This is a genomic window from Armatimonas sp. (assembly GCF_043757465.1).
Lineage (GTDB): Bacteria > Armatimonadota > Armatimonadia > Armatimonadales > Armatimonadaceae > Armatimonas.
In genome coordinates this window covers 36,739-61,625 of record NZ_JAYVPL010000091.1, presented here as the reverse complement: position 1 = coordinate 61,625, position 24,887 = coordinate 36,739, and the positions used below count along the sequence as shown (strand labels likewise).

Annotated in this window: 23 protein-coding genes and 1 pseudogene; 14 read left to right on the top strand and 10 right to left on the bottom strand. The window is 59.2% G+C overall.

Annotated features, from left to right (window positions below; all coding sequences use genetic code 11):
* Window positions 1-523, top strand: a pseudogene (locus ACH2ED_RS12225) (hypothetical protein); the annotation flags it as partial.
* A 3-nt stretch (window positions 524-526) separates the two neighbouring features.
* On the opposite strand, the gene ACH2ED_RS12220 reads toward ACH2ED_RS12225, so the two are convergent.
* Complete coding sequence (locus ACH2ED_RS12220; RefSeq protein ID WP_395091394.1) at window positions 527-712, bottom strand: hypothetical protein; 186 nt, start codon at window positions 710-712, stop codon at window positions 527-529.
* Between the two features lie 73 nt (window positions 713-785).
* Entirely contained in the window at window positions 786-1,646 is an 861-nt protein-coding gene (locus ACH2ED_RS12215; RefSeq protein ID WP_395091392.1) for a sugar phosphate isomerase/epimerase family protein, read from the bottom strand.
* A gap of 63 nt (window positions 1,647-1,709) precedes the next feature.
* On the opposite strand from ACH2ED_RS12215, the gene ACH2ED_RS12210 reads away from it, so the two are divergent.
* Genes ACH2ED_RS12210 through upp form a run of 4 tightly spaced genes read left to right on the top strand, consistent with a single transcriptional unit; the run spans window position 1,710 to window position 6,008 of the window.
* On the top strand, window positions 1,710-3,410 hold the full coding sequence (locus ACH2ED_RS12210) for a tetratricopeptide repeat protein (RefSeq protein ID WP_395091390.1): 1,701 nt from the start codon (window positions 1,710-1,712) through the stop codon (window positions 3,408-3,410).
* Window positions 3,352-4,653 carry an NEW3 domain-containing protein gene (locus ACH2ED_RS12205; RefSeq protein WP_395091388.1) on the top strand — a complete coding sequence of 434 codons (1,302 nt, stop codon included), beginning with the start codon at window positions 3,352-3,354 and terminating at the stop codon, window positions 4,651-4,653. The genes ACH2ED_RS12210 and ACH2ED_RS12205 overlap by 59 nt, the downstream gene beginning before the upstream one ends.
* A complete protein-coding gene (locus tag ACH2ED_RS12200; RefSeq protein WP_395091386.1) occupies window positions 4,650-5,369 on the top strand; it encodes a double zinc ribbon domain-containing protein in 720 nt (239 codons plus the stop codon). Before ACH2ED_RS12205 ends, ACH2ED_RS12200 begins: the two co-directional genes overlap by 4 nt.
* Window positions 5,370-5,387: 18 nt before the next feature.
* A complete protein-coding gene (gene upp, locus ACH2ED_RS12195; protein WP_395091384.1) occupies window positions 5,388-6,008 on the top strand; it encodes a uracil phosphoribosyltransferase in 621 nt (206 codons plus the stop codon).
* A 21-nt stretch (window positions 6,009-6,029) separates the two neighbouring features.
* Here upp and mnmE read toward each other — a convergent pair whose 3' ends face one another.
* The 3 genes from mnmE to ACH2ED_RS12180 are packed head-to-tail and all read right to left on the bottom strand — an operon-like array spanning window position 6,030 to window position 8,071.
* Window positions 6,030-7,346, bottom strand: a complete 1,317-nt coding sequence (gene mnmE / locus ACH2ED_RS12190) for a tRNA uridine-5-carboxymethylaminomethyl(34) synthesis GTPase MnmE (protein ID WP_395091383.1) — start codon at window positions 7,344-7,346, stop codon at window positions 6,030-6,032.
* Window positions 7,343-7,792 carry a hypothetical protein gene (locus ACH2ED_RS12185; protein ID WP_395091381.1) on the bottom strand — a complete coding sequence of 150 codons (450 nt, stop codon included), beginning with the start codon at window positions 7,790-7,792 and terminating at the stop codon, window positions 7,343-7,345. The genes mnmE and ACH2ED_RS12185 overlap by 4 nt, the downstream gene beginning before the upstream one ends.
* A gap of 9 nt (window positions 7,793-7,801) precedes the next feature.
* Window positions 7,802-8,071 carry a hypothetical protein gene (locus ACH2ED_RS12180; RefSeq protein ID WP_395091379.1) on the bottom strand — a complete coding sequence of 90 codons (270 nt, stop codon included), beginning with the start codon at window positions 8,069-8,071 and terminating at the stop codon, window positions 7,802-7,804.
* A 123-nt stretch (window positions 8,072-8,194) separates the two neighbouring features.
* On the opposite strand from ACH2ED_RS12180, the gene ACH2ED_RS12175 reads away from it, so the two are divergent.
* Together ACH2ED_RS12175 and ACH2ED_RS12170 are read left to right on the top strand one after the other, a co-directional pair.
* Entirely contained in the window at window positions 8,195-9,106 is a 912-nt protein-coding gene (locus tag ACH2ED_RS12175) for a hypothetical protein (RefSeq protein WP_395091377.1), read from the top strand.
* A 59-nt stretch (window positions 9,107-9,165) separates the two neighbouring features.
* A complete protein-coding gene (locus ACH2ED_RS12170; protein ID WP_395091376.1) occupies window positions 9,166-9,504 on the top strand; it encodes a hypothetical protein in 339 nt (112 codons plus the stop codon).
* A gap of 3 nt (window positions 9,505-9,507) precedes the next feature.
* Here ACH2ED_RS12170 and moaA read toward each other — a convergent pair whose 3' ends face one another.
* On the bottom strand, window positions 9,508-10,515 hold the full coding sequence (gene moaA / locus ACH2ED_RS12165; protein WP_395091374.1) for a GTP 3',8-cyclase MoaA: 1,008 nt from the start codon (window positions 10,513-10,515) through the stop codon (window positions 9,508-9,510).
* A gap of 50 nt (window positions 10,516-10,565) precedes the next feature.
* On the opposite strand from moaA, the gene ACH2ED_RS12160 reads away from it, so the two are divergent.
* The 4 genes from ACH2ED_RS12160 (at window position 10,566) to ACH2ED_RS12145 (ending at window position 14,488) form a co-directional block, all read left to right on the top strand.
* Window positions 10,566-11,624, top strand: a complete 1,059-nt coding sequence (locus ACH2ED_RS12160) for a glycoside hydrolase family 32 protein (protein ID WP_395091372.1) — start codon at window positions 10,566-10,568, stop codon at window positions 11,622-11,624.
* Window positions 11,527-11,739: a GH32 C-terminal domain-containing protein gene (locus ACH2ED_RS12155; RefSeq protein WP_395091370.1), complete on the top strand. Its 213-nt coding sequence runs from the start codon at window positions 11,527-11,529 to the stop codon at window positions 11,737-11,739. The genes ACH2ED_RS12160 and ACH2ED_RS12155 overlap by 98 nt, the downstream gene beginning before the upstream one ends.
* Window positions 11,740-11,895: 156 nt before the next feature.
* Entirely contained in the window at window positions 11,896-12,564 is a 669-nt protein-coding gene (locus ACH2ED_RS12150) for a hypothetical protein (RefSeq protein ID WP_395091368.1), read from the top strand.
* Between the two features lies 1 nt (window position 12,565).
* Window positions 12,566-14,488, top strand: coding sequence for an SPFH domain-containing protein (locus ACH2ED_RS12145; protein WP_395091366.1), 1,923 nt, complete (start codon window positions 12,566-12,568; stop codon window positions 14,486-14,488).
* Between the two features lie 35 nt (window positions 14,489-14,523).
* Here the strand turns inward: ACH2ED_RS12145 and ACH2ED_RS12140 are convergent, their stop codons facing one another.
* The gene (locus tag ACH2ED_RS12140; RefSeq protein ID WP_395091364.1) at window positions 14,524-14,880 is read right to left on the bottom strand and encodes an FmdB family zinc ribbon protein; all 357 of its coding nucleotides are present in this window, start codon (window positions 14,878-14,880) and stop codon (window positions 14,524-14,526) included.
* Window positions 14,881-15,027: 147 nt separating this feature from the next.
* Here ACH2ED_RS12140 and ACH2ED_RS12135 point away from each other — a divergent pair, with 147 nt between their 5' ends.
* From ACH2ED_RS12135 to murQ, 3 genes are all read left to right on the top strand, one after another.
* On the top strand, window positions 15,028-19,203 hold the full coding sequence (locus tag ACH2ED_RS12135; protein WP_395091363.1) for a tetratricopeptide repeat protein: 4,176 nt from the start codon (window positions 15,028-15,030) through the stop codon (window positions 19,201-19,203).
* A gap of 72 nt (window positions 19,204-19,275) precedes the next feature.
* Window positions 19,276-20,238 (top strand): hypothetical protein, encoded by a 963-nt coding sequence (locus tag ACH2ED_RS12130; RefSeq protein ID WP_395091361.1) that lies wholly within the window; start codon window positions 19,276-19,278, stop codon window positions 20,236-20,238.
* 111 nt (window positions 20,239-20,349) lie between these two features.
* Complete coding sequence (gene murQ / locus ACH2ED_RS12125) at window positions 20,350-21,255, top strand: N-acetylmuramic acid 6-phosphate etherase (protein WP_395091359.1); 906 nt, start codon at window positions 20,350-20,352, stop codon at window positions 21,253-21,255.
* Here the strand turns inward: murQ and ACH2ED_RS12120 are convergent.
* From ACH2ED_RS12120 to ACH2ED_RS12110, 3 genes are all read right to left on the bottom strand, one after another.
* Entirely contained in the window at window positions 21,229-22,020 is a 792-nt protein-coding gene (locus tag ACH2ED_RS12120; protein WP_395091357.1) for an inositol monophosphatase family protein, read from the bottom strand. The two genes, murQ and ACH2ED_RS12120, sit on opposite strands and share 27 nt — an antisense overlap.
* Before the next feature lie 20 nt (window positions 22,021-22,040).
* Window positions 22,041-24,623 carry a bifunctional YncE family protein/alkaline phosphatase family protein gene (locus ACH2ED_RS12115; RefSeq protein WP_395091356.1) on the bottom strand — a complete coding sequence of 861 codons (2,583 nt, stop codon included), beginning with the start codon at window positions 24,621-24,623 and terminating at the stop codon, window positions 22,041-22,043.
* Between the two features lie 70 nt (window positions 24,624-24,693).
* Window positions 24,694-24,879 carry a hypothetical protein gene (locus tag ACH2ED_RS12110; protein ID WP_395091354.1) on the bottom strand — a complete coding sequence of 62 codons (186 nt, stop codon included), beginning with the start codon at window positions 24,877-24,879 and terminating at the stop codon, window positions 24,694-24,696.
* Between the last annotated feature and the right edge of the window lie 8 nt (window positions 24,880-24,887).

Genomic DNA, 24,887 nt, shown 5'->3' with positions numbered 1-24,887 from the left:
TTGGCATGGTCAAAGGTCTTTCCTGTGTTCTGATAAGCTCTTGTATCGTCTTTGGCCATGCCATGCAAACTACCCCCAATTAGCGGAAACTAAAGTTGAGGGCGCGACCATGATTGATGTGGAGTTCGATGATCGCAAGTTCACGGGTTCGCACTACGGTCATCTTTGCCGTGCCCAAGTGCGCCTTGATAAAGTCACCCTCATTGATGAGCGCGATGGTAGCCAGAGCAATGCCTTGATCGAGCTGCGCAAAGACCCTGTGGCAAATAAAGCGCAGATCAGTAAGCCGCTCGCCGCGCACAGCGCCAGCTTCCCCACTAAGTTAGAGACGGGAAAGTGGTACCGCCTTGTTGTAGAAACCGTCGGCGACCAAATGCGTGTCACGATTGAGGGCAAGCCTGTGGGCTATCTGAAGTCCCCCGGCATTGGGCACGCGACGAAGTCTAAGATCGAGCTTGGCGTCGGGGGCAAGGACGGCTGGTTTGACGACCTCAAGGTATGGAACGCCGCACCGATAAAATAAAGCTCACGCGGCGAGCTCGAAGCCGGGAATCGGCATGTTTTTAGTATCGTGGCTACTGGCATTGCCTAGGTTGCTACCGAATAGAACCGTCGTGCGGTCGAGCAGCGTACCACCTGCCTCTGGGGTGCTTTTTAGCCGTGGGCTGATTTTTAGCCGCAGGCAGGGCGCTAGCCGTGCACAGCGCCGCAAGCATCAACAGAGCTTTCCAAAAATGATGCATTCTCTTGCCTTGCCTTGGGGGATGGAGTGAGGCGGGACGGAGTTAGGCGGGGCGCAGCTTACGGTAGTTTGCCAGGCATTTTTCGGCGGTCTCCAAAGACGGGAAACGGCTGCCTTCTTGCTCGATCAGGAAGCACTCCGCCCCGCCCTTGCTCGCCGCTAAGTCCAGAAGCTTGGCCCAGGGCGTCTCGCCCTCGCTAAAGAGCACTTTGTAGCCCTCGGTCTTGCCCCAGTCTTTGAGGTGGAGCGAGCGAATCCGTCCGGGGTTGGCCGCGATCCAGGCGAGGGGATCGTAGCCGACTTCCATGCACGTTCCCACATCGAACTGGAGCGTGACCTCTTTGGGGGTGTTGGCAGCCAGGAGCTGGATGGGCCGGAAGCCTTCTTTCTCGATGAACTCGGTCTGGTGGTTGTGGTAGCCCGCCCGCATCTTTAGCGGCTTCAGCACTGCTGCCGCGCTTGTGAGTGTCTCCGCAACACGCTTCCAGTCGTCCTGGGTCTGTGTTCTACCCGCGCTGGCCATGACAATGGTCTTGGAGCCTAGAACTTGGTTGAGTTCAATTGCCTTCTTGAGGCCGTCGCCCTCAAGCCCGGAGCGGCTGTTGTGGGTGGACAGACACTTAATCTTCAGCTCATCCAGAAGCTTGCGTACTTCTTTGGCGTACTCAGGAGTCCAGGACTGGTAGGGGGAGTAGAACTCAACCACCTCATAGCCGAGCTTGGCGACTGCGCGTACGGTTCCCATCAGGTCTTTGGCAAGCGCATCGCGCACCGAGTAAAGCTCTAGCCCCAGTGGTATTCGTTTGGCTGTTATTCGAGCACTTGCCGAATGCCCGACAGCCGCGGCCACTGTTGTGGCGGCAGACAGCTTCAAAAACGACCGCCTTGTCAGTTCCTCATTCATCGTTAGATTGTAGCACTTTGTCCGAGGCGGGGCAAGGCAGTGTCGTGCTATAATCTCTACTGCATGCCCGACATTACGAACGTCAACCTCACCTTCCTCCGAAAAGCGCGTGGCCTGGCCGCTCTCTCTCGTTATGCGATGCAGGACGACGGGACACTTTTGGTCTCCGTCCCCGATGAGCTTGAGGTGCGAACCTTTCACTTAGTGCGCTACTCGGAGCAGGGGCGTAGCCGTCGGGTGCATACCTACAGTGTTGAGACCCTCCGTAAGACCGAGATCGCGCCCGATGGTTCCACCTACATTGGCACCACCGACGATGACCTTTATCTGTTTCGGGAGAATCGTAAGACACGCTTTCTGCCCGACCGGCGCGCTTCGTACACCGATGTCTCCCTCGGGGTGGATACGCCACGGTTTGCCGCAGCGTTCTGTGACATTGTCGGCTCCGGGCACTCCGTGGCACTGGGGGAGCTGGGCGGCCGGTTACTGTGGACCAAAGATATTTCTTTTCCCATTAACCGTGTCTGCATAGACCGCAGCGCTTGTTTTATGGCGGTCGCGGGCGAGAGTGGCGATCTGACTTTGATTGATCAGACCCGCAAGACAGTCTGGAACCACCGGCAGGATGTCCCACTCCTTGCGATTGCCACCATCGGCCCCGAGCGCACCGTTTTTGCCACGGGAGGGCCGCAGGTCGAGGTCGGGGGGGTGGGGATGGTCGGCAGCGATGGCACGCTCCTCTGGTTCACCGAGCTGATCGGCACCCCGGTTGAGCTGTCTTTAGATGCTGAGGGCAAGAGTGTCGCGGTGCTGCTCGCACTGGACGGGACAAGTGGGCGGCTGGTTTTTCTGTCCGAAGAGGGACTGCCTACCTGGGACATAGACTTCGAAGACGCGCGGCCCACGGGAATCTCTATCTCGCCGTCGGGGCGCTTTGTCGCCGTGAGCCTGCGGGATGGGACACTCACTGCCTACGAGCTGACTTTTGGGGAGCGGGTTGCCTCACTCTCGGAAGAGGCCACTCTGGCGGAGGCGCAGGGGGCATGGGACAGGGGGAATGTGAACGCCGCCGCCGAGGTGCTCCGAACGCGTCTGGCAGTGGTGCCCTCGGATCTGCGCTCCTGTGCGCTTCTGGGCGAGGTACTCACCGACCTGCGGCAGCGTGCACTCGCCGCGGCCCAGACCGCCGAGACCGTGGGGGACTTTGCAGGAGCGAGCTCCCATCTCACTCTGGCAGCACAAGAACTTCCCGCGGATGCGCGGCTCACGGAGGCGCACGGGGCACTTCGGCAGCGCTGGTACAGCACGAAACTTTCGGAGGCCCAGGTTGCTCTAACCGAGCGGAACACCGAAGCGGCGGAGGCGGCTTTCCTGGAAGCCATTCAGGCAGATCCTCTGGCGACCGCTGCCCGTGCGCTTCTTGCCGAGGCACGCTACGCGGCGGCGGAGAGTGCACTGGCGCGTGGGAGGGCTCTCCTGCACCAGGGCAATGCGCCTGGGGCACTCGTGGCCTTCACCGAAGCGCGTCAGAAGGGCGTCTCCGGGCCGGAGCTCAATGAGCTTTTACGCCAGGGGCGAGTTGTGGAGGCACTGTCACTGGGCAATGCACTCTATCAGGATCAGCAGTATGCGGCGGCACTGTTCCAGTATAAGAAAGCTCTACGTCTGGATCCGGAAAACGGCGAGGCGCAGCAGAAACTCAGGTATGCTCAGAACTTCCTTCAGGACACACAACTTTCAGATCGCTTCAGCCGTCTGGAGTAGCTTACTTTTTCTCGTTCCAGGCGTGGCACTTGCCCAGGTACCCGAGGGGCGTCAGACCGCGCCGCTTGCTGCCAGTGGAAACGGCTACGAGCGCAAGCGTATTAAACACACGGTGCCTCTGGAAACACTTGAGGGCTGGGATCTGCTCTACGATGCGCCTGAGGGGCGGGTCTACTTCGACTGGGACGACCAGTTTCTCTATCTTGCAGTGGAGTCTAAAGAGCCCCAGGACATCCGCTTCGATCTCGATGCCAGTGGCGATGGCTGGTTTCGTGGTGCGGAGAACTTTAGCATTCGGCTCGTGACTTCCCCCGAGGGAGCCAAAGCGCTGATCCGCCGCTTTGATACCGTGCAGAACAAAGAGCACCCGGTCTGGGCGGAGGTCTTGCTGCCTGAGGGGAGTGTTCAGGCGCGTCAGTTCAAAACCGCGCAGGGGAGCGGCATGGTCGTGGCGGTGCCTTGCGCACTACTGGGGGCACAGCGCAAGCCGGGAACGGAGTTCGGGTTCCGTGCGCTTTTGGGGGCTGCGGCGCTTGCCGAGCCCACCCCGGAGCTGCCACTGGTGCGCCTCCAGCTCACCGATGAAAGCGAGGCAATTCTGGGAACCCTGGCGGTTCGAATGAGCCTGCGAGATCGCAGGCTCGTGACGGGGAGCCTGGTGCGGGGGACACTGGAGCTGAGTAACTCTGGGGAGAAACCGCTCTTTCTCAAGCAGATTTTCTTGCCCGATGGTACCACGATTACCAACCCGAAAGACCCGAGCCTGATTCTCAATCCCGGTGAGCGTCTACGGCGTGAGTTTCGCTTTGTGCTCGGGGAGGGGCCGGAGCCTGCCAGTGTCGTTCTGCGGGCCGGGGCCGAGCGCGAAGAGGGAGGGAGCGCGGTTGCCCTTGGGAGCGTGGACCGCCAGGAGCCGTTCTCATTTGTGCTGGACAACGATGTGAAGCCTCTCGTTGCGCTTGCACCCGACGGCCCACAGCGGCGGCGCTTGCTGGTCGCGACCATTACGGGAAGGCGCGACAGCAAGACCGTGGGGCAGGTACGCCTCGCACTCCCGGCGGGCTGGACCGTTGAGGGAGAGGATAAACGCACCTTCTCGGTTTCCTATCCCAATGAGCGCCGCAGTGTCAGCTTCAAGCTGGTCGTCCCGCTGGGGGTACCTGCGGGGAGCTACCCTGTCGAGGCGCAGTGTGAGATTGGTGGGAAAACCTACCGTGCCAAGGTTGAGTTTCTGGTGAAGTGAGAGCGCTGGATGGCTTTCTCGATCTGATCTACCCACCCCGCTGTCTGGTTTGCGAGAGCTGGGAGGAGCCACTTCTGTGTTCCGAGTGCGTGGCGCAGTTCGCGCTCGTGCCGGAGCCGGTTTGCGTGGTCTGTGGGCACCCGAGCGAACCTGAGCGTGTCTGCCGCTTGTGCGACGCGGCGGCGGATCAGTGGGGGGGCTGGGCGTTTACGCGTGCGAGAGCCGCGGGGCGGCATGTGGGAGGTTTGCGCTACGGGCTGCACTTGCTGAAGTACCGTGGGAAAGAATCTCTCGCCGAGCCACTGGGCGCGTGGCTTGCCCAGCGCTGCCTGACGGAGTTTTTCCCCGAGCCACTATTTGATGCCGTGGTCGCGATGCCGCTCTCAGCCCGCAAGCGGCGTGTGCGTGGCTACAACCAGGCGGAGCTTCTTGCCCGACCCCTCGCCGAGCAGCTCACACTCCCACTTTTACCCGCGGAGGCATTTATCAGGGTGCGGGCGGAGCAATCCCAGATGCGCTTGGGAGCCGACCAGCGCCTGGCGAATCTCTCCCCCGACGACTTCGCGGTTGCCGATCCGAGTGGCATTGCAGACAGGCGCTTGCTTCTTCTCGATGATGTGATGACCACCGGCGCGACGCTGCACTGCGCCGCTACCGCACTGCGAAAAGCGGGGGCCGCGCAGGTGGAGGCCGTGACACTCTCACGGGCTTTCTAGCACGGGTAAAATAGCGTCATGGCTATCCATCTTTGTACCCACCCGCTTGCACTGCACTTACTCACCGGCCTGCGTGCCGCCGAAACAGACCCTCAGCACTTTCGCCCTCTCGCCCGCCGCCTCACGACATTGCTGGCTTTAGAGGCGACCCGCGACTTGCCGATCACCGCCGTTTCTCTCACCACTCCGCTGGAGTTGATGGAGGGACAGGTGCTGGCGCAGGGGCTGGTGGTGATTCCGATTCTGCGGGCGGGGCTGGCGATGCTAGAGCCCTTTCTGGAGCTTTTCCCAGATGTCTCCGTGGGCTATATTGGCCTGGAGCGGGATCACGCCACGGCGGTTGCATCTAGCTACTACTGCAAGCTGCCTCAGGTTACCGGGAAGACAACACTGGTGGTGGACCCGATGCTGGCCACGGGCGGCTCGGCGAACCATGCGATCGCGCTGGTCAAGGAAGCGGGCGCGAAAGATGTCCGGTTAGTCTGTGTTGTCGCGGCCCCGGAGGGCGTCGCTGCGGTGAACGAAGCCCACCCCGATGTCCCGATCTACGCCGCCGCACTGGACCGCCAGCTCAACGATAAGAAATACATCTGCCCCGGCCTTGGCGACTTCGGTGACCGGCTCTACGGGACACTGTGACTGACAATATCCAAACGACTGTTACTTTCCGATGCAAAAACGCGAGAAGATCCCCCGGATGATCTCCTCGCGCGTTGTCTGGCCGGTAAGCTCTCCCAGCGCCGCCAGCGCTCCGTGGGCATCCACGGCGATCAGCTCGGCGGGGAGCCCAAGAGCGAGCGTGCTGCGTGCCTCCGTAACAAACGCGGCGACGCGGCGGAGGGCATCTTCGTGGCGGGCGCGGGTGATGAGGGGGGCATCCGAGGCGGGAAGCGACGTGCCGATCACCGCCTCCGCAAGCGCGGCGAGCCCTAGGCCCGTTTTCGCGGAGACAGCAACCGCTGGGTAGGGCGCAAAGCACGTCAAATCGGGCGTTGCAAGATCGGACTTGTTCACGGCGACGACGGTATTGCGGTGGAGGTCTGTCAGAGGCGTCGGGCGCGTGGCGTCCACGACGAGGATCACCACATCGGCAGTGGCTGCGGCCTCTCGGGCGCGGGCAACCCCGATCTTCTCGATGGGGTCGTCGGTCTCGCGCAGGCCCGCCGTGTCCAAGACGCGCACGGGGACGCCCGCTAGCACAAGCTCCTCGGCGAGAATATCGCGTGTCGTGCCAGGAATCTCGGTCACAATGGCGCGCTCCGCTCCGGCCAAGGCATTGAGCAGCGACGATTTCCCCACGTTGGGTGCGCCCGTCAGCGCGACAGTGAGCCCCTCGGTGAGCTTGCGACCGTAGTGCGCTCCCGCCAGAAGTGTCTCCAGCCGGGCGGCGGCGCGGCTGAGCGGCGCCTCGACGGTCTCCGGCACGAGCTCACCCACATCCTCGGGGAAATCTATCGTCGCCTCTAGCCGTGCAAGCGCCTCTTGTAAGTCTGAAGCGATAGCGGTGGCTTCGTGCGAGAGGCTGCCCGCGAGCTGACGGCGCGCTGCCCGTTGCGCCGCGACCGAGCGGGCGGAGATGAGGTCCGCCAGAGCCTCGGCCTGGGCGAGATCCAGCTTGCCGTTGTGAAACGCGCGCTCGGAGAACTCCCCTGGTCGCGCCAGCCGTGCCCCGGCGGCCAGAAACGCCGCGAGCACCTGCGCGAGTGTCACCGCCCCACCGTGGCCCTGAAACTCCACCACATCCTCGCCCGTGAACGAGTGGGGGGCAGGGAACTTGACAAGCAGGCCATCGTCGAGCGCTTCGGCAGAATCGAGTGCAAAGACCGTGGCGCGGCGCAGAACTCGGGGGGGCTGGCTTGCCAGTGACCGGCGAGCCGTGCGCTCAGCGACCAGAAAAGCATCTGGGCCGGAGAGCCGAATCACACCAATCCCTGCGGCTCCGGATGCCGTCGCTAGGGCAGCAATGGTGCCGCTCATCGGGGAGGAGTGGCGAAGGGGCGCTGGCCAGGGATCTCTAAGGGAGCCACTTCGGAGTTCATGTCCTGCGACTGAGCCGCACCACGACCACCGAGCCCGGGAATCATCCGGGTGGCGTTCATCACGAGGGGAGCCAGCGAGACCATCACCACAATCCCGTTGAGCACGGTTCCAAGCAGGCCAAAGAGGATATTCCACCAGCCGATCTGAGTCTTACGCTTGTCGTCGAGCATCAGAAACACCAGCCCGACTGGAATCGAGATAATCGGGAAGAAAATACCAATCGCCACCGACGACCAAAACGCGGCAGGCGATTCGCTCGTGGGCAGGGCATAGGCGGGGCGTGCGACGGAGGCGACCAGTGCCCGGCCACACTTCCAGCACGCGGCCTGAGTGGCAAAATTATTGGAGCCGCACGCGGCACAGACAACACGCTCGTTGGACATCGTGCTTACCTACTGTGGCAAGGTCGGCTCGGGTTTGACCAAGCCGGGGCCATGGGAGGTTTGTTCAAAGGGGTTAAATCCGCTGCTCTGGAACGTGAGCACCGCCACGGCTCCCAGAGCAAGGAAAACCACCCCGATCAAAATGACCCGTCGGCCCATGAGCGCGGCGGAGAGCTTGGGAGTGATCACCTCGGTCGTGGTGGTGACGCTGGTGGAGTTGAACTTCCGCAGGTTGAGCCCGGAGGATTCGCTTCCCGGAGAATTACGTGATTCTGCCATAGTGTCCTCGTTGTACCATGCCGATAATAAAGAATCTTGAAACTTTGTGGATTGCAACCGATTCTAACGGCGTACAGGTTGTATACGGAAAAATTGGACATCTTGTGACTAAGCGAGAAAAAAATGATACCCGAGGAAATCACGAATGAAAGCAGGGATGACGAAGCCTTTGCTGCTCTGCTGAAGGGGGCATCGTCCGCGCCTGATATCGCTCCCCTGCCTCCTGGACTTTCCAGGCGAATTGCGGCGGCGACCTACGCCCGCCCGACACTCTGGGATAAGCTGGCACTCGTTTTGCGCCCGGCTCCTGCACGCTTTGCCCTCGGAGGCGCTCTGACAGCGGCTGCGCTCTGTGTGGTCGTCGTGCCGCGTCTTTCCAAGACTGAGATTGTCTCGCCCCCACAAATTGTCTCGCCCCCACAATCGGATGGAGTTGCGCCGCCGCAGGTGGCGATCCGAGAGCAGGCGGCTCCAACACCTGCTCCCATTACTTCCGTAGGAGTCGCTCCTCCTAAAAAGCTGTCCGCGCCGAAGCCGACACCTGCGCCCGCATTAGCCGTCGCACACGTGCCTTCTGTCGTGCTGCCGACACCGGCTCCTCCGGCGGCAAGGATTGCACCACAAGAGAGCACCCTGGAGGATCACGGCAATATCACCGTAGCACGTCCAGCATCCGCGGCGGATGTGCACACTTCCACCGTGCTTCCTGAGCCTGCTGCTCGGCTGGGAGGGGCGCCGGCCACGGCAACGGCACGCTCTAGCACAAAGAGCGATCCTGAGGCTCTTCCGACTCCTGCTCCGAGTATCGCGCAGCCGATCGTGGTCGCTACACGTCCGCCGGGAGAAAGTTCAGGGATTTTGGACGATACAGGCAACCTGCAAACGCGCACGAAACGCGTCAAGATAAACCTTGGGCTTTCGGATCGGGAGCGTGCCAGCATGACCAAGTCAACGCAGATCGACTCCCTCACCGCGCGTAACTCCGAGTCTACTCCTGTGGGGGCAGGGCTTGGGTTTGGCTTGCCGATTCAGTAGAGAGTGATACAATTGGGGCGGCGCATGGCAGACTGCCATAGCGCTTCCTGGAGGAGACAATGGGACGGACAGCCCTTCGTTGCACCTGTGGGCAACGTATCGGAGAGAGGGAAGTTCTACGTGCGGGGTACTACCCCCGACCCTTTGGCCCGAGCTACGTCCTCGTGCGCTACCGCTGTTCCCGCTGCCGACGACGCGGTGAGCAGTTCTTGCGCCAGGAGGAGTGGGATCAAGGAATTCTCTCTGATGCAACGCTGGAGCTTGATCTGCCTTCCCAGCAGAGCTTTGCGACACAGGGGCCTATCACCATGCGCGAACAAGCAACTTTTCACGGCCAGCTCGATGCCCAAGGGCTGAGTGAGCTGATCGCGGAGTTCGATCACCAGGCCGACGAATAAGCTCTAGCCGCCGATCTGAGACATCGTCCGTAAGCTGCCACCGCGTGCCAGTCGCCCCTCAAAATCACTCTGGATTGGCTTGTGCGCCAGTGCCGCCGCCGCATGCTCCAGAATCTCTTGAGCGGAGCAGCTCTCCCGAAGCGGCCTCATCAAATCGTACTCGTAGTTATCGGCGAGGCAGGGAACCAGCTTTCCGTTGGCAGTGAGCCGCAGCCGATTGCAGCCCTCACAGAACCTATGGCTGATCGGATTGATCACTCCCACTGTGCCCCGCGCCCCCGGAATCTTGAAGTTACTGCTCGTGCTCTCCGGTGCATCATCGAGAGTTTCCAAATCCGGCCAGAGCGCTTTAAGCTGCGCGATGGCGTCTTCGTTCTTCACATAGTGCGCTCGCCACTGCGCGTTGCTCACTTGCCCTATCGGCATGTACTCCAAGAAGCGCACCGAGAGCGGACGGTCTTTGGTGAGCTGCCCAAATGCCTCGATTTCATCGTCGTTGATGCCGCGCATGAGTACGCAGTTCAGCTTGATGGGGGTAAACCCGACAGCCAGTGCCGTCTCAAGCCCTTCCCACGCACGCTCGAACTCCGCGCGCCGTGCGAGCTTGATAAAGCGCTCCGGTTGAAGCGTGTCCATCGAGAGATTGAGCCGCCGCACGCCCGCGTCCCAGAGCGCCTGAGCATCGCGCGCCAGGAGAATCCCGTTAGTGGTAAGTGTCACTTCGCGAATTCCAGGAATTGCCGTGAGGCGTGCCGCCAGCTCGGGGACGTTCTTGCGCACCAGAGGCTCTCCGCCGGTGAGGCGCACTTTTTTAAGCCCGACGCTTGCCAGCGCCCGTACCACCCGCTCGATCTCCTCGAAGCTCAGGACATTATCGAGGTTTTCGTAGGGGACACCCTCCTCTGGCATGCAGTAGACACAGCGTAGATTGCAGCGATCTGTTAGGGAGATACGCAGATACTCGATCCGGCGACCGAAGGAGTCTGAAAGTGCAAGCGGAAGTGTGGTCATTCAGGATAAAGTATACCGTACCTAAAATACGGAGTGTGGAATAAAGAGTTATGACCGAGCCTCTACGACCTCTGTTTCACTTTACGGCACCGCGTGGCTGGCTAAACGACCCCAATGGGCTGATCTTTCATCAGGGCTTCTGGCATCTGTTCTATCAGCACAACCCAAAGGGCACAGACTGGGGAAACATGACCTGGGGGCACGCTCACAGCACGGATCTGGTGCACTGGGAGCATCTGCCACTTGCGCTGGAGCCCTACGGCGAAGGGACGATCTTCTCCGGATCCGCGGTTCTCGACGAGCGAGGGGCTGCGGACTGTGGGAAGAAGGCGCTGCTGCTTTTCTATACATTTGCTGGAAGGCCTTTTGATCAGCGGATGGCATTCTCCAACGATGGAGGGCAAAGCTTTCAGCAGCTCGCGTGGAACCCGGTTCTTCCGAATATCGAAGGGGAAAATCGGGATCCCCGGGTCTTCTGGCATGCAGGCGCAGCGCACTGGTGCATGGCACTTTATGTACGCCGGGGCACAAGTGATGGGATCGAGTTCTACACATCGCCTCGTCTGACTGCCTGGAGCTTCGCCAGTCGCATCGAGGGGTTCTACGAGTGTCCGGAGTGCTTCGAGCTTGAGGGGAACTGGGTTCTCTTTGGAGCGGACGGTGAGTACGTGCTGGGGCAGTTCGATGGGAAGACCTTTCGTCCTGAGGGGGAGCGCCTAAAGCTGGACTACGGGATGAACTTCTATGCCGCTCAGACTTGGAGCCATGCGCGAGATAACCGTCGTGTGCTCATCGCCTGGATGCGTGGCGGGAGCTATCCAGGGATGCCCTTCAATCAACAGCTCACCTTTCCGACGGACATAACCCTTCGTGAGATCGGTGGGCAAAAACGCCTCTGTCGGCAGCCGATTCCAGAGATCTCTTTGCTCTGGCGGGAGAGCTGGGAGGTGATGGAGACGGTGCTGGTGCCCGGCTGTGGCCTTACAGGGCTCTGGGAAGGGGAGGCGTTCGATGTGGAGGCCACGCATGCCCCTGCCGGAAGGCAAGCACTTAAAGCTACGCGTTTTGTGCGACCGCACGAGTATCGAGGTCTTTGGCGGCGAAGGTGAGGTGGCTTTTTCAAACTGCTTCCTGCCGGATGCGGCTCACTGTACCGTTGCACTTGCTGCCTCCGATGGCGGTGTGCACGTTACGACTCTCTGCGTTCGGCTGATCCGCGCATGACAGTACCTCTCCGTTTCAACTCCTAAAAAAAACTTCCAACCATTTGTACCTGTTTTGCTATTCAATAGTGAGAGGCCGGACGCAACAAAGTGAGAGACCGAACGCAACAATATCGGTACTAATGGTACTAATATCCCTGAAGGAGGGCCGCAGAACATGACAGATTTATTGAAATGGCAGTGGGTGGTGTTTTTAGTGCCGCTTGCACTGGCAGTACTCCTTGCTCTTGCAACCGCAGTGAGTGTGGGAGGAGATCACGGGGAGAGTGAAGGAGGTCACGACCATGATCTGGAGGGCCATGTCGGCCACGATGGCACCAACCACGATAGCGATCAAGAAGCAGAGTCAGAGTCTGAAGGACATGTCTCGCCGCTCGCGCTGATCGGCGTGGGGCAGGCACCGCTCTCGGTAATTTTAATCTGCCTGCTGGTCTATTGGGCCGTGATCGGGAGCCTGGGAAACCTGACTCTCGGAGTGCACAGCATCGGATTCACTATAGGGCTGGCCTTGGTCGGCAGCCTCCTCGCGACATCGGGAACGGCGCGGCTGGTGGGGCGCTTCCTGCCCACGAGCCAGAGTTTCTCCGTGAAGCGACACGAGCTGATTGGACGTGAGGGCACTGCAATCTATCCCATTACGGAGAGCAGTGGCACCGTGCGCCTCTACGACTCTCTGGGCACGCTGAGACAGCTCGACTGTCGCACGGTGCTGGGGGGAGCCGCGATCCCGATGGACACAAAAGTAATCGTTATTGACTATGACCGTGAGCGACAGGTGTTCACGGTGCAAAAGTGGGATGACCTGGTTCGAATAAAGGAGGATTGATATGGGAGAGACGAAAGAAAATACGGGGCTGGGACTGATGTTGATGGTAGGCGTCTTGGCCGGGCTCGCGCTGATGATCGGGCCGTGGCTGGTGCCGAGCTTTGAGCCGCCCGCTCGGATTGGAGCCGCACTCTTTGGAACGGCGGTGTTCCTGATCAGTACGATTTTAGCGGGAATCGCCAAGCTCTATGTCCGCACCCGCCCCGATGAGGCCTTTGTTCGGACGGGAATGGGTGGGCAAAAGGTGATGATTGACGGCGGAACGACGGTTTTCCCCGTCTTCCACCAGATCAAGCGCATCCCGCTGCGCACTCTCAAGCTCGAAGTGGAGCGTAAGGGCACCGAGGCGCTGATCACGTCGGACTTTCTGCGGGTGGATATACGCGCCGCATTTTTTGTGCGAGTCGCCAAGGATGTGGAATCTATCCAGACAGCCGCGAGCACACTCCCGGATGCCTTTGTCGGCACCCATGCCATCCAGGATCTTGTGCAGGAGAAGCTCGTCTCCGCGCTGCGCACCGTGGCGGCCCAGCAGACTCTCAATGACCTGAACGCGCGTCGCAATGAGTTCGCCGCTAAGGTTCAGGAGATGGTGACCCACGATCTGGCTGCCAATGGCCTGACCTTAGAGTCCGTGACGATCTCCAACTTAGACCAGGCGCCCCTAGACTCGCTGCGCCCCGACCAGAACGTGTTTGATGCCCAGGGAGCACGTACGATCTCTCAGATGGTCTCCGAGGAGAGCGTCCGTCGCAACGAGATCGAGCGCACGGCGCAGCGTCAGAAAAAAGAGCAGGATGTCTCTGCGGCCAAGTACATCGCCGAGCGCGAGGTGGAAGAAGCCAACGCACGGGCCGAAGCCGATAAAAACAAACAGATCGCCATGGCATCGTCCCAACGCTCCGCCGCCGAAGCCATCGCGCAGGCCGACTCCGAGCGCAAGATCGCGGAGTCGAAGGCACGCCAGTCTGCGGAGTCCACGGAGGCCGACGAGCACCGCAAGTCCGAGGTCGCCAAGGCCGCTTCCTCACAGGCGATTCAGGTAGCCGAGGTCGAGAAGACCAAGGCCATCGAGCTCGCCAATCAAGAGCGCGAAAAAGTCTCCCAGATCGCTGCTGTGGAGCGTGAGAAAGAAGTCACGGTTCGTGAACAAGAGCGCGGCGCGGCGATCGCCAACGCCGAGCAGGCCCGTGCCAAGGCGGAGACGGAGAAGCTCAACGCCGAAAATGCCCGTGAGACGGCGGCGCAGGAAGTCCAGACGACGCGCGTGGTGGCGGAGGCCGAGCGCCGCAAGCGTCAGGAGATCATCCAGATCGAGACCGATGCCGAGCGGCTAAAGCTAGAGCGCGCCGCTCAGTCCGATGCCGATGCCTACGCAATCGCGAAAAACGCCGACGCCGAGCAACAGGCCGCTGCAAAGATGGCAGAAGCGATGATCCTGAAGGCCCGCGCGGAAAAGCAAGCCAAGGAGCTGAGCGCCGAAGGAGATCAGGCGCTCCAGATGGTTCCCATCGCGGTGGAGCGGGAGCGCGTCACCATCGAGCGACAGCGCGTCGAGGTGATGCAGGCGGAGCTGGAAGCCAAGTCCGCCCACGCCAGTGTCTCGGTGCAGCTGGAGATCGCCAAGGCGATGATCGAGGCGGACCGAGACGCCAAGATCGCCGCCGCTCAGGCGATGGGCCAGGCATTCGCCAACGCGAACATGACAATCTGGGGCGATCCAGAATCGGTGAAGCGGATGAGCGAGTCGTTTCTCAAGGGCCAGCAGTTCGGTGCACTCGTGGAGGGCGCGTCCTCCAACCTTCCCGACTCCGTGCGCGGCTTGATGGAGTCGGCGATGGGGCGCTTGGGCGCACTGGCGATGCCAACAAAAGAGGCATCAGCCCCCGTGAACGAGGAAACGCTTGCGGGAGACGCTGGTTAATCCGTGGATAGAGTCCGCCGATTGAAATCGGCGGGCTACGGCGCGGCGGGTTTGGTCTCGGTCTTCGTTGTTGAAGCCGAGGCCGTTTCCGTTTTGGGAGTGTCGGACTTGGTCTCGGTTTTCGTCTCCGTAGAGGCAGTCTCGGTTTTGGCTTCCGTGGACTTGCTCTCGGCTTCGGCAGGCTTGGTCTCCGCAGGCTTGGCCTTGGACGTCTCTTTTTTCGAGTCGTTGATGTAGAAGCCGTCGCCCTTGAAAGAGATTCCAACGGGGTAGATGATCTTCTTCACCAGGCCGTCGCACTCTTCGCACTCGGTGATGCGCGGGTCGCTCATCTTTTGAACGCGCTCGAACTCATGGCTGCACACGGTGCAGCGGTAACCGTAGGTTGGCATATCGTCCTTCATTATAGCGCACTTAAAAAGGTAAAATAGAGCATGGCTCGACCTACTCTTCAAAACACGACTGTCCGAATGCTGACGTTCGGAACGCTTCTAGTTGCCGCGACCCTAATGGGAGCCGTGGAACCGGGAAAGGCAGCAGTGGCCGTTGCAGGCGCAACACTGATCGATCTTCTAAAAAGCCTGAGCGGGGAGGTGTTTGGTGGGGATGTCTCCGAGAATCTGGTACAGCGGCTCACGGGGCATGAGGAACTGCTCCGAAACCACGATCTGACGGAGCTGGTGGGGCAGGCACTCTCAATTTCTCTCCTGGCGGCTGTCGAGCAGCTTGAGCCGCCGCTGCATCGGGCCGAAAAGGAGCCGGTGCTTGCCTGGGCGCGGGGAATCGGGCCGCGCTGGGAAGAGCAAGTCAAAAGTGAGCGGGCAATCCCGGATGCTCTACGGGAAGCGTCGCTCCCGGGTGTGTTCGCGGTCACTCCCGAGGCGGTTGGGCACGTTCGGATACTGCACACGGACGACTGGTTCGCGCTACTGAAAAATCTGGGGTGGGAGAAAGCGCCCGAGGGAATGGTGACAGCCACCACGGGTGAGGCCATTTATTGGCGGCTGGCGGCGCTACTACCTGAGATTTTCCCAAAGGCACTCCGTGAAGTTATCAAGCACGACGCTGCCGGGGATGGGAAAGGGCACGCGGGGCTGACACTCTTAATGCTGGGGGAGCTGGTGGCCTTTGCACGGGAGCAAAAGGCGACAAATACAGTCACTTTTGAGGCATTTGAGAAGCGCTGCATTGCGTGGGGAGAAGACTTTGCCCGGAAGCTGGATGTGGATTTACTGCAACGGCATCAAGAGATTCTTCAGAAAATCGGGGTGGATGTTGCCGGGCTGAAGGCACATCTTGATACACGACTAGATGCTTTGCCCAAGGAAGTGGCAAAAGCAGTGCGTATTGATCCCCGGCTCTGGGCAGGTAAAGAGCGGGCGTGGCGGATTGACGAAAGAAACCAAGGCTTTGTGGGGCGACGTGCGGAGCTTGCCGCGCTCTCCCAGGCCTTTGAGCGCCACCAAAAAACATATCTCTTTGGCCTGGGAGGGATGGGGAAAACCCAGACGGCGCTAGAGTATGCCCATGCAAGCGCCGCGTCGTATCCCCTGGGAATTCTTTGGGTGCGTGCGGAGAGTGCCGCCACGCTAGACGAAGAGTACCGGAGTGTCGCCTACGTCTTGCGGCTCCCGCAGGCCGAGACTCCCGATATTTCCGTGGTACGTGAAGCCGTGCGCCAGGAGCTTTCTACCCACGACGACTACCTCCTGGTTCTGGATAACGTCGAAGACCTGCAAACGATTGCGCCGTATCTTCCCACCGGGGGAGGGGGGCAGGTGCTAATCACCACCCGAATCCATCAGATCGTCCCTAAAGATGCCGGGGTGTCTCTGCAAGAGCTAAACGATGATGCCGGGGCGGACTTGCTCCTTACTCGCGCCGGACACGACCCCCAAGGATCTCCCGAGCGGAAAGCGGCAAAGAAATTCTCTCACACGGTAGACGGCTTGCCCCTTGCGCTGGATCAGGCCGGTGCCTATATCGCAGCTTCCGTTAGCACAGTGGCAAGCTACCAGGCACTCTATGCACAGAGCGGGGCAAGGCTCCGCAAGCGCCGGGGAGCGCAGGCCGGTATCTCGCATGAGTCGGTAGCGACGACCTTTGAGGTCGCTGTTCAGCGTATTGGGGAAGTCTGGCCGGAAGACAGCGAGGATGAAGAAACCGCCGCCGTCGCCCGAGAAGCCGCCATCGAATTCCTTCGTGTGTGTGCGTTTCTCGCCCCCGACGACATCCCCGATGTCATTCTTAAACAAGCTGGTTCGCATCTCTCCGAGCCACTCCAGAAGTGCGCCGCTGACGCTTTGGTCTACGATGTAACTATCCAAAGACTCCTCAAGTTTTCCCTTATGAGTGTCCGCACCGACGAGAGCTATGTCTATGGCACTCAGCTTTTCTCTCTGCACCGGTTGGTACAAGATGTTATTCTTGATGGCTTGACAGAGGAAGAACACAGCCAGTACCAGCAACTTGCAATCACCGCCGTTTCGCAATCTCACCCCACCGATTGGAATACTCGCTGGGATCACTACAGCCATCTGGCAAGCCATTCACAAAAAATTACCGATATTATCTTTCGACATGGCATTGAAACAGAGCACGCAGGGTTGCTCTGTAACCAGCTAGGGTTTCATAAAGAACGCCAAGCTGATTATGCCACCGTGCTTCCTTTGTACAAACGTGCTCTTTCGATTCGCGAAACGTCGCCTGGCGCCAATCATCCTGATACCGCTGAAAGTCTCAATAATCTGGGTGCACTGTATCGCATTCAGGGCAACTATGCTGCCGCGCTTCCTCTGTTTGAACGCGCTCTTTCAATCTGTGAAATGTCTCTTGGTGCCAATCATCCCAATACCGCTACTAGCCTCAACAACTTGGCAATGTTGTATGAATCTCAGGGCAACTATGCCGCCGCGCTTCCTCTGTTTGAACGCGCTCTTTTGATCAGTGAAATGTCGCTTGGTGCCGATCATCCCAATACCGCTACTAGCCTCAACAACTTAGCAGGACTGCATAAATCTCAGGGTGACTATGCTGCCGCGCTTCCTCTGTTTGAACGCGCTCTTTTGATCAGTGAAATGTCGCTTGGCGCCAATCATCCTGATACCGCTACTAGCCTTAATAATTTGGCAATGCTATATAAATCTCAGGGTAACTATGCTGCCGCACTTCCTCTGTTTGAACGCGCTCTTTTGATCAGTGAAATGTCTCTTGGTGCCGATCATCCTGATACTGCTACTAGCCTCAACAACTTAGCAGGACTGCATGAATCTCAGGGCAACTATGCCGCCGCGCTTCCTCTGTCTGAACGTGCTCTTTTGATCTGTGAAACGTCGCTTGGTGCCGATCATCCTGATACCGCTGGAAGCCTCAGCAACTTAGCAGGACTGCATGAATCTCAGGGTGACTATGCTGCCGCGCTTCCTCTGTTTGAACGCGCTCTTTCGATTCGCGAAATGTCACTTGGTGCCAATCATCCCTCTACTGCTACTAGCCTCAACAACTTAGCAGGACTGCATGAATCTCAGGGCAACTATGTCGTCGCGCTTCCTCTGTATGAACGCGCTCTTTCGATTCGCGAAATGTCACTTGGTGCCAATCATCCCTCTACTGCTACTAGCCTTAATAATTTGGCAATGCTATATAAATCTCAGGGCAACTATGCTGCCGCGCTTCCTCTGTTTGAACGCGCTCTTTTGATCAGTGAAATGTCGCTTGGTGCCAATCATCCCTCTACTGCTACTAGCCTTAGCAACTTGGCAGGATTGTACAAATCTCAGGGTGACTATGCTGCCGCGCTTCCTTTGTACAAACGCGCTCTTTTGATCTATGAAACGTCGCTTGGTGCCAATCATCCTGATACCGCTAGAAGCCTCAGCAACTTAGCAGAACTGTATGAATCTCAGGGTAACTATGCTGCCGCGCTTCCTCTGTCTGAACGTGCTCTTTCGATTCGCGAAATGTCTCTTGGTGCCAATCATCCCAATACCGCTACTAGCCTTAATAATTTGGCAATGCTATATAAATCTCAGGGTAACTATGCTGCCGCACTTCCTCTGTTTGAACGCGCTCTTTCGATTCGCGAAATGTCTCTTGGTGCCAATCATCCCAATACCGCTACTAGCCTTAATAATTTGGCAATGCTATATAAATCTCAGGGCAACTATGCTGCCGTGCTTCCTCTGTTTGAACGCGCTCTTTTGATCAGTGAAATGTCGCTTGGTGCCAATCATCCCGATACCGCTAGAAGCCTCAGCAACTTAGCAGGACTGTATGAATCTCAGGGTAACTATGCCGCTGCGCTTCTTCTATATGAACGCGCTCTTTCGATTCGCGAAATGTCACTTGGTGCCAATCATCCCTTTACTGCTACTAGCCTCAACAACTTGGCGGAACTGTACAAATCTCAGGGTGACTATGCCGCCGCGCTTCCTCTGTTTGAACGCGCTCTTTTGATCTATGAAGTGTCGCTTGGTGCCAATCATCCCGATACTGCACAAAGCCTCAACAATTTGGCGGTAATGTATTATTACATGGGGAAAAAAGCAGACGCCGTGCCACTACTAAAAAAAGCATTTAAAATATTTAATAACATGCTGGGGAGACATCATCCCATTACACAAGAGACGTTACAATCGTTGTTGATAGTTTTGCAAGAATTAAATATGTGGATTGACAGATTACCTTTGCTGGATTTCGTAGATACGCCAAGTTAAATTGCCGTGCTGTTTTTGTTTCAGAGTGGTACAATAACGACTAGCATCAATGCTATTGAGGAAAGAATTTAGATGCCGATTACAACCATCAGTGGGTTTCAGGTGACATTGGGAAATGTGGCGAGTCACTGGGAGCGGGTTAATGTTAGCCTTGCTCCAGACGCGCTAGAGCTTAAAGGGGGCTACAGCCTCAGCAATCTTGTTGCGGATCAGATTAATATAACGACGCTCGTTCAAAAAGTAGATGCGGCGGTGCTGATCCTGGCGACGCTGGCACGTAGGCGCGATCAGCTTAAGACGAAGCTCCGTCCAAGGCTGACGCAGTTTCGAGGGGCGGTGAAGAGTGCGCTCGACGGAACACCGTTTGCAAAGACACTCCCCACGCTTCCGCTGGCGACCGCAGACATGGCCGGGACACTCAAGCCTTTCACCGAGATGGACACCCTCTGGCAAAAAATTAACGTGGCGGTTGGGGACGAGGCGATCAGCGGGGGCTTGAAGCTCGCTGGGGGCTACACCCTGCCAAACTTTCAGCAGGAATTAGTTGCCCTGCAAGATGTGTATAAGCAGATTAGCCTTCAAGAGCAGGGGCTTGCCGTAGACCGGCGCACCCGTGACACCCTCCGCACCGAGCTTGTCACCCGTTTGCGCCAGTATAAAAACGCCGTGGTTGCTCACTTCGAGGCCGCGCACCCCTTGCTCACCACCGTGCCCAGCCTTTATCCCACAGGGGGCAGCACCCCCGAGGCCGTGGTGTTAAGCGGGCAGTGGAGCACCGACCACACCTGCGCCCAGCTTGCCTGGACCGCCTCTGCCAACGACCAGCTCGATCACTACAGTGTCCGTGTCGCACCTCTGCCTAGCTACAACACTCGCAATGAGGCCGTGGTCGCCATGATCAGTGCCGATACCCTCACCTGGCACGGCAGCCTGGAGCTTATCGAAAGCGGCGAGGGCGTTCTTGTCAAAGTCTATGTCGTCACCAAGACCGGCAACGAGAAAGGCAGCAACGCACTCAAGGTTGTGCGAGGATAGAAGCGCTTTTTACCCCCTAACCCCCGCCAAGCGGGGGGACAATAAGGAATACGAGCTTTACCTTGTATCCCCCCCCGCCGGGCGGGGGATGGGGGGCAGGCAAAATACACCATGAACACCCTACCCAGTACTGAGCTTGTGAATCCGCACACCGAGGGCATAGACCGTCTGCCCACCGACGAGCTTCTGCGACGCATCAACGACGAAGACGCTACCGTCGCCGCTATCGTGCGTGGCTGCATTCCCGAGATCGCTCGCGCCGTGGACGCCATCGCCGAGGGAATGCGCTCAGGTGGACGGCTCATCTATGTGGGGGCGGGCACCTCGGGCCGCCTGGGTGTGCTCGATGCCAGCGAGTGCCTCCCCACGTTCGGTGTCTCCGTGGAGCAGGTCTTTGGTATCATCGCAGGCGGCGAGCGCGCGCTCACCAAGGCCATCGAGGGTGCCGAAGACGATAGGCAAGCAGGCGCTGACGCTATAGACAACGCCCGTGTCGGCCAGCATGATGTGATCGTGGGAATGAGCGCCTCGGGCGGGGCACCCTATGTTCGCGGCGCAATTGCCCGTGCAAAAGAGCGGGGCGCTGTCACCGTCGGTGTTGCCTGCGCCACCCCCGCGCCCCTGTGCGACGACGCCGATATTGCGATTCAGGCCATCGTCGGGGCCGAAGTGCTTCAGGGCTCCACGCGCCTCAAGTCCGGCACGGCACAAAAGCTCATCTGCAACATGCTCTCCACCGGCGCGATGGTCAGGATTGGGAAAACTCTAGGAAATCGAATGGTAGATGTCCAGGCCACCAACATCAAGCTCGTCGCTCGCGCCCAGCGCCTCATCGCCGACCTCGGCCAAACGGACGCCGAGACCGCCGCCCGGCTCCTCACCGAGTCCGGCGGCTCCGCAAAAGTGGGGATCGTCATGGCAAGAAAAGGCGTCAGTGCCGACAAAGCCCGCGAACTATTAGATGCTGCCGGGGGATTTTTGTCGGCGGTGCTAGGAGCTAAAAGCCTCGTCAATTAAGTTGAGGTAGGCGTCCTGTACGCCTGCGCCACAGACCACGCTACCAGGAATCGGGCCGTCGCAGCGCAGCGGGTTACCTTTGAGATCGGTGACGCAGCCGCCTGCCTCGCGGATGATCAAGTCCATCGCTGCCACGTCCCAGGGCTTGTCGCCCCGGCTGATCATTCCTGCCAGCTCGCCGCGTGCAACTAACAATCCGGCGTAGACCATCGAGCAGACCTTGAGAATCTTGCTGCCCTCACGCTCTAAGAGATTCGGAAGCTCGGTAAGCTCACCCACGGGAAAGCCGCTCCACCAGAGGCCCTCGACATCCGTGACCGTGGCGCGCAGGCTGGTACCCGTAAACGCCGTGAGCGGCTGGCCGTTGCAGAACGCGCCCTTGCCCCGCTCCGCCGTGTACATCCGGTCGGCATGGAAGTCGTAGGCGACGCCTATTTCGGTGACACCGGCGATCACCAGGCCGAGCGAGAACGCCGATGTGGGAATGCCAAGCGCGTAGGGGATTGTGCCGTCAATAGGGTCACACACCCAGATATGGTCAGCACCCTCGTGCGTCTGGCTGGCCTCTTCGCCCAGAATAGCATGGCCGGGGTAGATTCGGGAGATCTCTCGGATCACCAGATCGTTGATCGCAATATCCGCCGCAGTCACGGGCGTGTTGTCGGACTTCCAGGTGCTCTCGCGGGCAGTGACGAAGATTGAGCGGCCAATCTCTCCCGCTTGGCGTGCCAGAGAGGTCGCCGTCTCCAAGTAGAGTTTATTCACGAGCGCATTGTACTACAGTCTTATTTTTGGCGCAGAGAGTCAATAAACTTCGGGTCGTCGAGGGGCACTTCAGGCTTCTCGCCCCGGCGGCGCTTAAACTGCGGGTCCGAAGGATCAAATGTGTCGGCGGGCTTGAAGACACGCGGGTCGGCAGGGGTGTGCTTGTAGGGGGTGAAGTCTGGTGTCGTGGTAAACATGTCGGAGAGATCGGTGGCGAGTGCATCGAAGAGGTTGTTCGGCCCCAGATTGAAGAGCCGGTAGATGGTCTTGATGATACTCATGATGCTGGTGTGCTGGTGCGTCACGTAGTGCTTCTTCATCCACGGCCCAATCCCAAGAACAAAGCTGCGGTGCCGGTCAATGTGATCGCCGTCGCCGCCGGAGTCGTCTTGCGTGACGAAGATCGCCATTTTCTTCCACTCGGGCTGGTGCGAGAGAAACTCAACAACGCGGCCCAGTGCCAGGTCATTGTCGGCCATGAAGCTGCTGGTGTAGGGGTAGCCACGCTCAGGGCGCTTGCCTGCGCCATGGTCGTTGCAGAGGGCGATATTGATAAAGCGCGGGAGCTTGCCCTGGTGCTTCTTTCTGTAGTCCGCAATATCTTCTCGAAACCAGTCGGCGCGGGCGATATCGGGGATGTTGTTGTTGTAGGCCGGGAAGTTGAAGCACGTGTTGTCGTAGAGGACTTTAGGCATGGGGAAGTTGACGAGCGTGAACGCCCCAGACTTGGTCGCGGGATCGCCCTCCTCGTTGTGCGGCAGCTCGAAGCCCTCGCCGTAGTTGCGAAAGCTCACGCCGCCCCGCGCTAAGTGCTCCCAGAGCGAGCCATTCTCAAGGTAGTCCTCGGGGATCTGGCTTCCGTTGGAGCCGAAGCTGATCATACGCCCGCGTGCCGACTCGGAGAGCGAGAAATTCCAGCCGGAGTAGAAGACGCGGGTGGTCCAGAGGCTTGGATAGACTCCGACGAGCCATCTATGACCATCGCCAGAGGCATCGGGCTCCATATAGAAGTTATCGGAGATACTAAACTGCCGCGCCAGCTTCAGGTGGTTGGGCATGATCGGGATGCGCTCGTCCTTGCCGTTCTCCCGAATCCAGCCGCGCTCGCCCCACTCGGCGTACTCAGGCTCAGCGGCAGCGTTCTCCAGAGTGCCGAAGATGCCATCGAACGTGTGGTTCTCTTTGGTGATAAACACAACATACTCGATCTCTTTGGGGAGCTTTGGCAGTGGCGTAGCTTTAGGAACCAGCCCGTTATTGGCGAGAGTGGCTTTCGTCGCACTGGCCAGATTGAGGTTTGGAAGGCTTACGCAGTCCACCATACCGGGCATGGCGGAGAGCCCGGAGCGCTCGTCGGTAGTGGGGCGTGGGTTCTTGGAGCCACTCGGGCCGCGTCCCAGGCCCTTTTGCGAGCCGATATAGAGCGTCTTCTCATCACTGGAAAGCGCACACTGCACCGGAAACCACCCGGTCGGAATATGCCCCAACACGACGCCAGCTTTGGGGTCAATCACGGCCACGGCATTGAGCCCCGCCTCGCAGACATAGAGCCGCGTCCCGGTTTTATTCAGTGCCATGCCGGTGGGAATTACGCCACGCAGTAGCGCGGTCTCTTTAGTGGGCGTGAGCTTTATACTCTTGCGCGGTTTCATTGTCGCGACATCAAAAATCTGTACCGTATCGTTGTTGGCGTTGCTCACAAAGAGCAGAGTGCCGCGCAGCAGCAGCGCATTGGGCGCACTCCCCCCCACGGACTTGCCGCCATCGGCAGGCGCGTGGATCAGAATGCCTGTCTTGGCCTTTGCCGTCACTTTCGGTGCGGCAGGATTGCTCACATCGTAGGCCCAGAGGCTCTGTGCATCGGGCACGTAGGGGCTGCCGAGGCCGGGCACTTTTCGTCCCTCGCGCTCCACACCTTTCTCTGCCTCGGGTGAGGGAAAACCAAACGCGGGAATGGCAAGACCACGTTTGTTTCCGTCACTGCCGGGCGTGGGCGGTGGCACCAAGCTGTAATCGAAAATTCCAATGTTGGCGATAAAGAGCCGCTTGCCGTCGGCGGAGAGCACGCAGGCATACGGCTGTCGCCCCGCGGGCACGTCCGCTGCCACTTTACCCGCTTGCAGATCAAAGACCACCACTCTCTGCCGTGCGACGTCCACGCCGTAGACCCAGCGCTCGTCGGGGGAGAGCGCGATGTCGTTGATATAGGCTTCTTTATCCGCTGCAATCTTCACCGTCTCGGCGTCCCAGTCGCCCGTGTTGTAGATCTCGATCCCGTGATCTGCATCGCCACTTGACACAATATAGCGCGCTCCGTCTTTGGTGAAGACGCCCGCGAAGCCCGCATCGCGCCGTGCAATCACCCTGGGCTTAGTCTCGCTGGAATTTGTTGGCCAGAGCGCCAAGCCACCCTCATAGAGCCCCGCCAGTGTCTTGCCATCGGGCGAGAGCCCAACACTCCATAAGTTCTCACGCGGAGCCCAGAGCCGCTTGCCCAGCGGGGTGAGAAAGCGTCCGTTAGGCAGGATCGTCGTTCCACCCGGCACTACTTTCGCGAATTGCGTGCCCGCGGGCGCACCAAAATGAGGGAATGTTTTTTGCATGGTCTAAAATTCAGAGAGGCTCCCTAAAGTTAAGGGAGCCTCTCGTTAAGTGCTACGTGCCTTGCGGCAACTACTTACCTTCTTTTTCCGCCCGTTGCTTCGCCACAGTGTCGGCGGACGCGGCAGCGGGTGGCGTGTTGGCTCCCGGCCTAGCCTTCGCCGCGCTCTGATCCACGACAGTCTCTTCTGTTTTCGAGCAGCCCCCTAGTGCGAGTAGGGCTAGGGCACTAAGAGCGAGGATTTTGAATTTCATCATCAGAGCTC

Bases quoted from the DNA above. Each gene is read 5' to 3' on its own strand.
- ACH2ED_RS12155 (WP_395091370.1), top strand. From the start codon at position 11,527: ATGTGGAGGCCACGCATGCCCCTGCCGGAAGGCAAGCACTTAAAGCTA.
- ACH2ED_RS12145 (WP_395091366.1), top strand. From the start codon at position 12,566: ATGGGAGAGACGAAAGAAAATACGGGGCTGGGACTGATGTTGATGGTA.
- ACH2ED_RS12160 (WP_395091372.1), top strand. From the start codon at position 10,566: ATGACCGAGCCTCTACGACCTCTGTTTCACTTTACGGCACCGCGTGGC.
- ACH2ED_RS12175 (WP_395091377.1), top strand. From the start codon at position 8,195: ATGATACCCGAGGAAATCACGAATGAAAGCAGGGATGACGAAGCCTTT.
- mnmE (WP_395091383.1), bottom strand. From the start codon at position 7,346: ATGAGCGGCACCATTGCTGCCCTAGCGACGGCATCCGGAGCCGCAGGG.
- ACH2ED_RS12180 (WP_395091379.1), bottom strand. From the start codon at position 8,071: ATGGCAGAATCACGTAATTCTCCGGGAAGCGAATCCTCCGGGCTCAAC.
- ACH2ED_RS12130 (WP_395091361.1), top strand. From the start codon at position 19,276: ATGCCGATTACAACCATCAGTGGGTTTCAGGTGACATTGGGAAATGTG.
- upp (WP_395091384.1), top strand. From the start codon at position 5,388: ATGGCTATCCATCTTTGTACCCACCCGCTTGCACTGCACTTACTCACC.
- ACH2ED_RS12140 (WP_395091364.1), bottom strand. From the start codon at position 14,880: ATGCCAACCTACGGTTACCGCTGCACCGTGTGCAGCCATGAGTTCGAG.
- ACH2ED_RS12215 (WP_395091392.1), bottom strand. From the start codon at position 1,646: ATGAATGAGGAACTGACAAGGCGGTCGTTTTTGAAGCTGTCTGCCGCC.
- murQ (WP_395091359.1), top strand. From the start codon at position 20,350: ATGAACACCCTACCCAGTACTGAGCTTGTGAATCCGCACACCGAGGGC.
- moaA (WP_395091374.1), bottom strand. From the start codon at position 10,515: ATGACCACACTTCCGCTTGCACTTTCAGACTCCTTCGGTCGCCGGATC.
- ACH2ED_RS12170 (WP_395091376.1), top strand. From the start codon at position 9,166: ATGGGACGGACAGCCCTTCGTTGCACCTGTGGGCAACGTATCGGAGAG.
- ACH2ED_RS12210 (WP_395091390.1), top strand. From the start codon at position 1,710: ATGCCCGACATTACGAACGTCAACCTCACCTTCCTCCGAAAAGCGCGT.
- ACH2ED_RS12205 (WP_395091388.1), top strand. From the start codon at position 3,352: ATGCTCAGAACTTCCTTCAGGACACACAACTTTCAGATCGCTTCAGCC.
- ACH2ED_RS12185 (WP_395091381.1), bottom strand. From the start codon at position 7,792: ATGTCCAACGAGCGTGTTGTCTGTGCCGCGTGCGGCTCCAATAATTTT.
- ACH2ED_RS12115 (WP_395091356.1), bottom strand. From the start codon at position 24,623: ATGCAAAAAACATTCCCTCATTTTGGTGCGCCCGCGGGCACGCAATTC.
- ACH2ED_RS12150 (WP_395091368.1), top strand. From the start codon at position 11,896: ATGACAGATTTATTGAAATGGCAGTGGGTGGTGTTTTTAGTGCCGCTT.
- ACH2ED_RS12110 (WP_395091354.1), bottom strand. From the start codon at position 24,879: ATGATGAAATTCAAAATCCTCGCTCTTAGTGCCCTAGCCCTACTCGCA.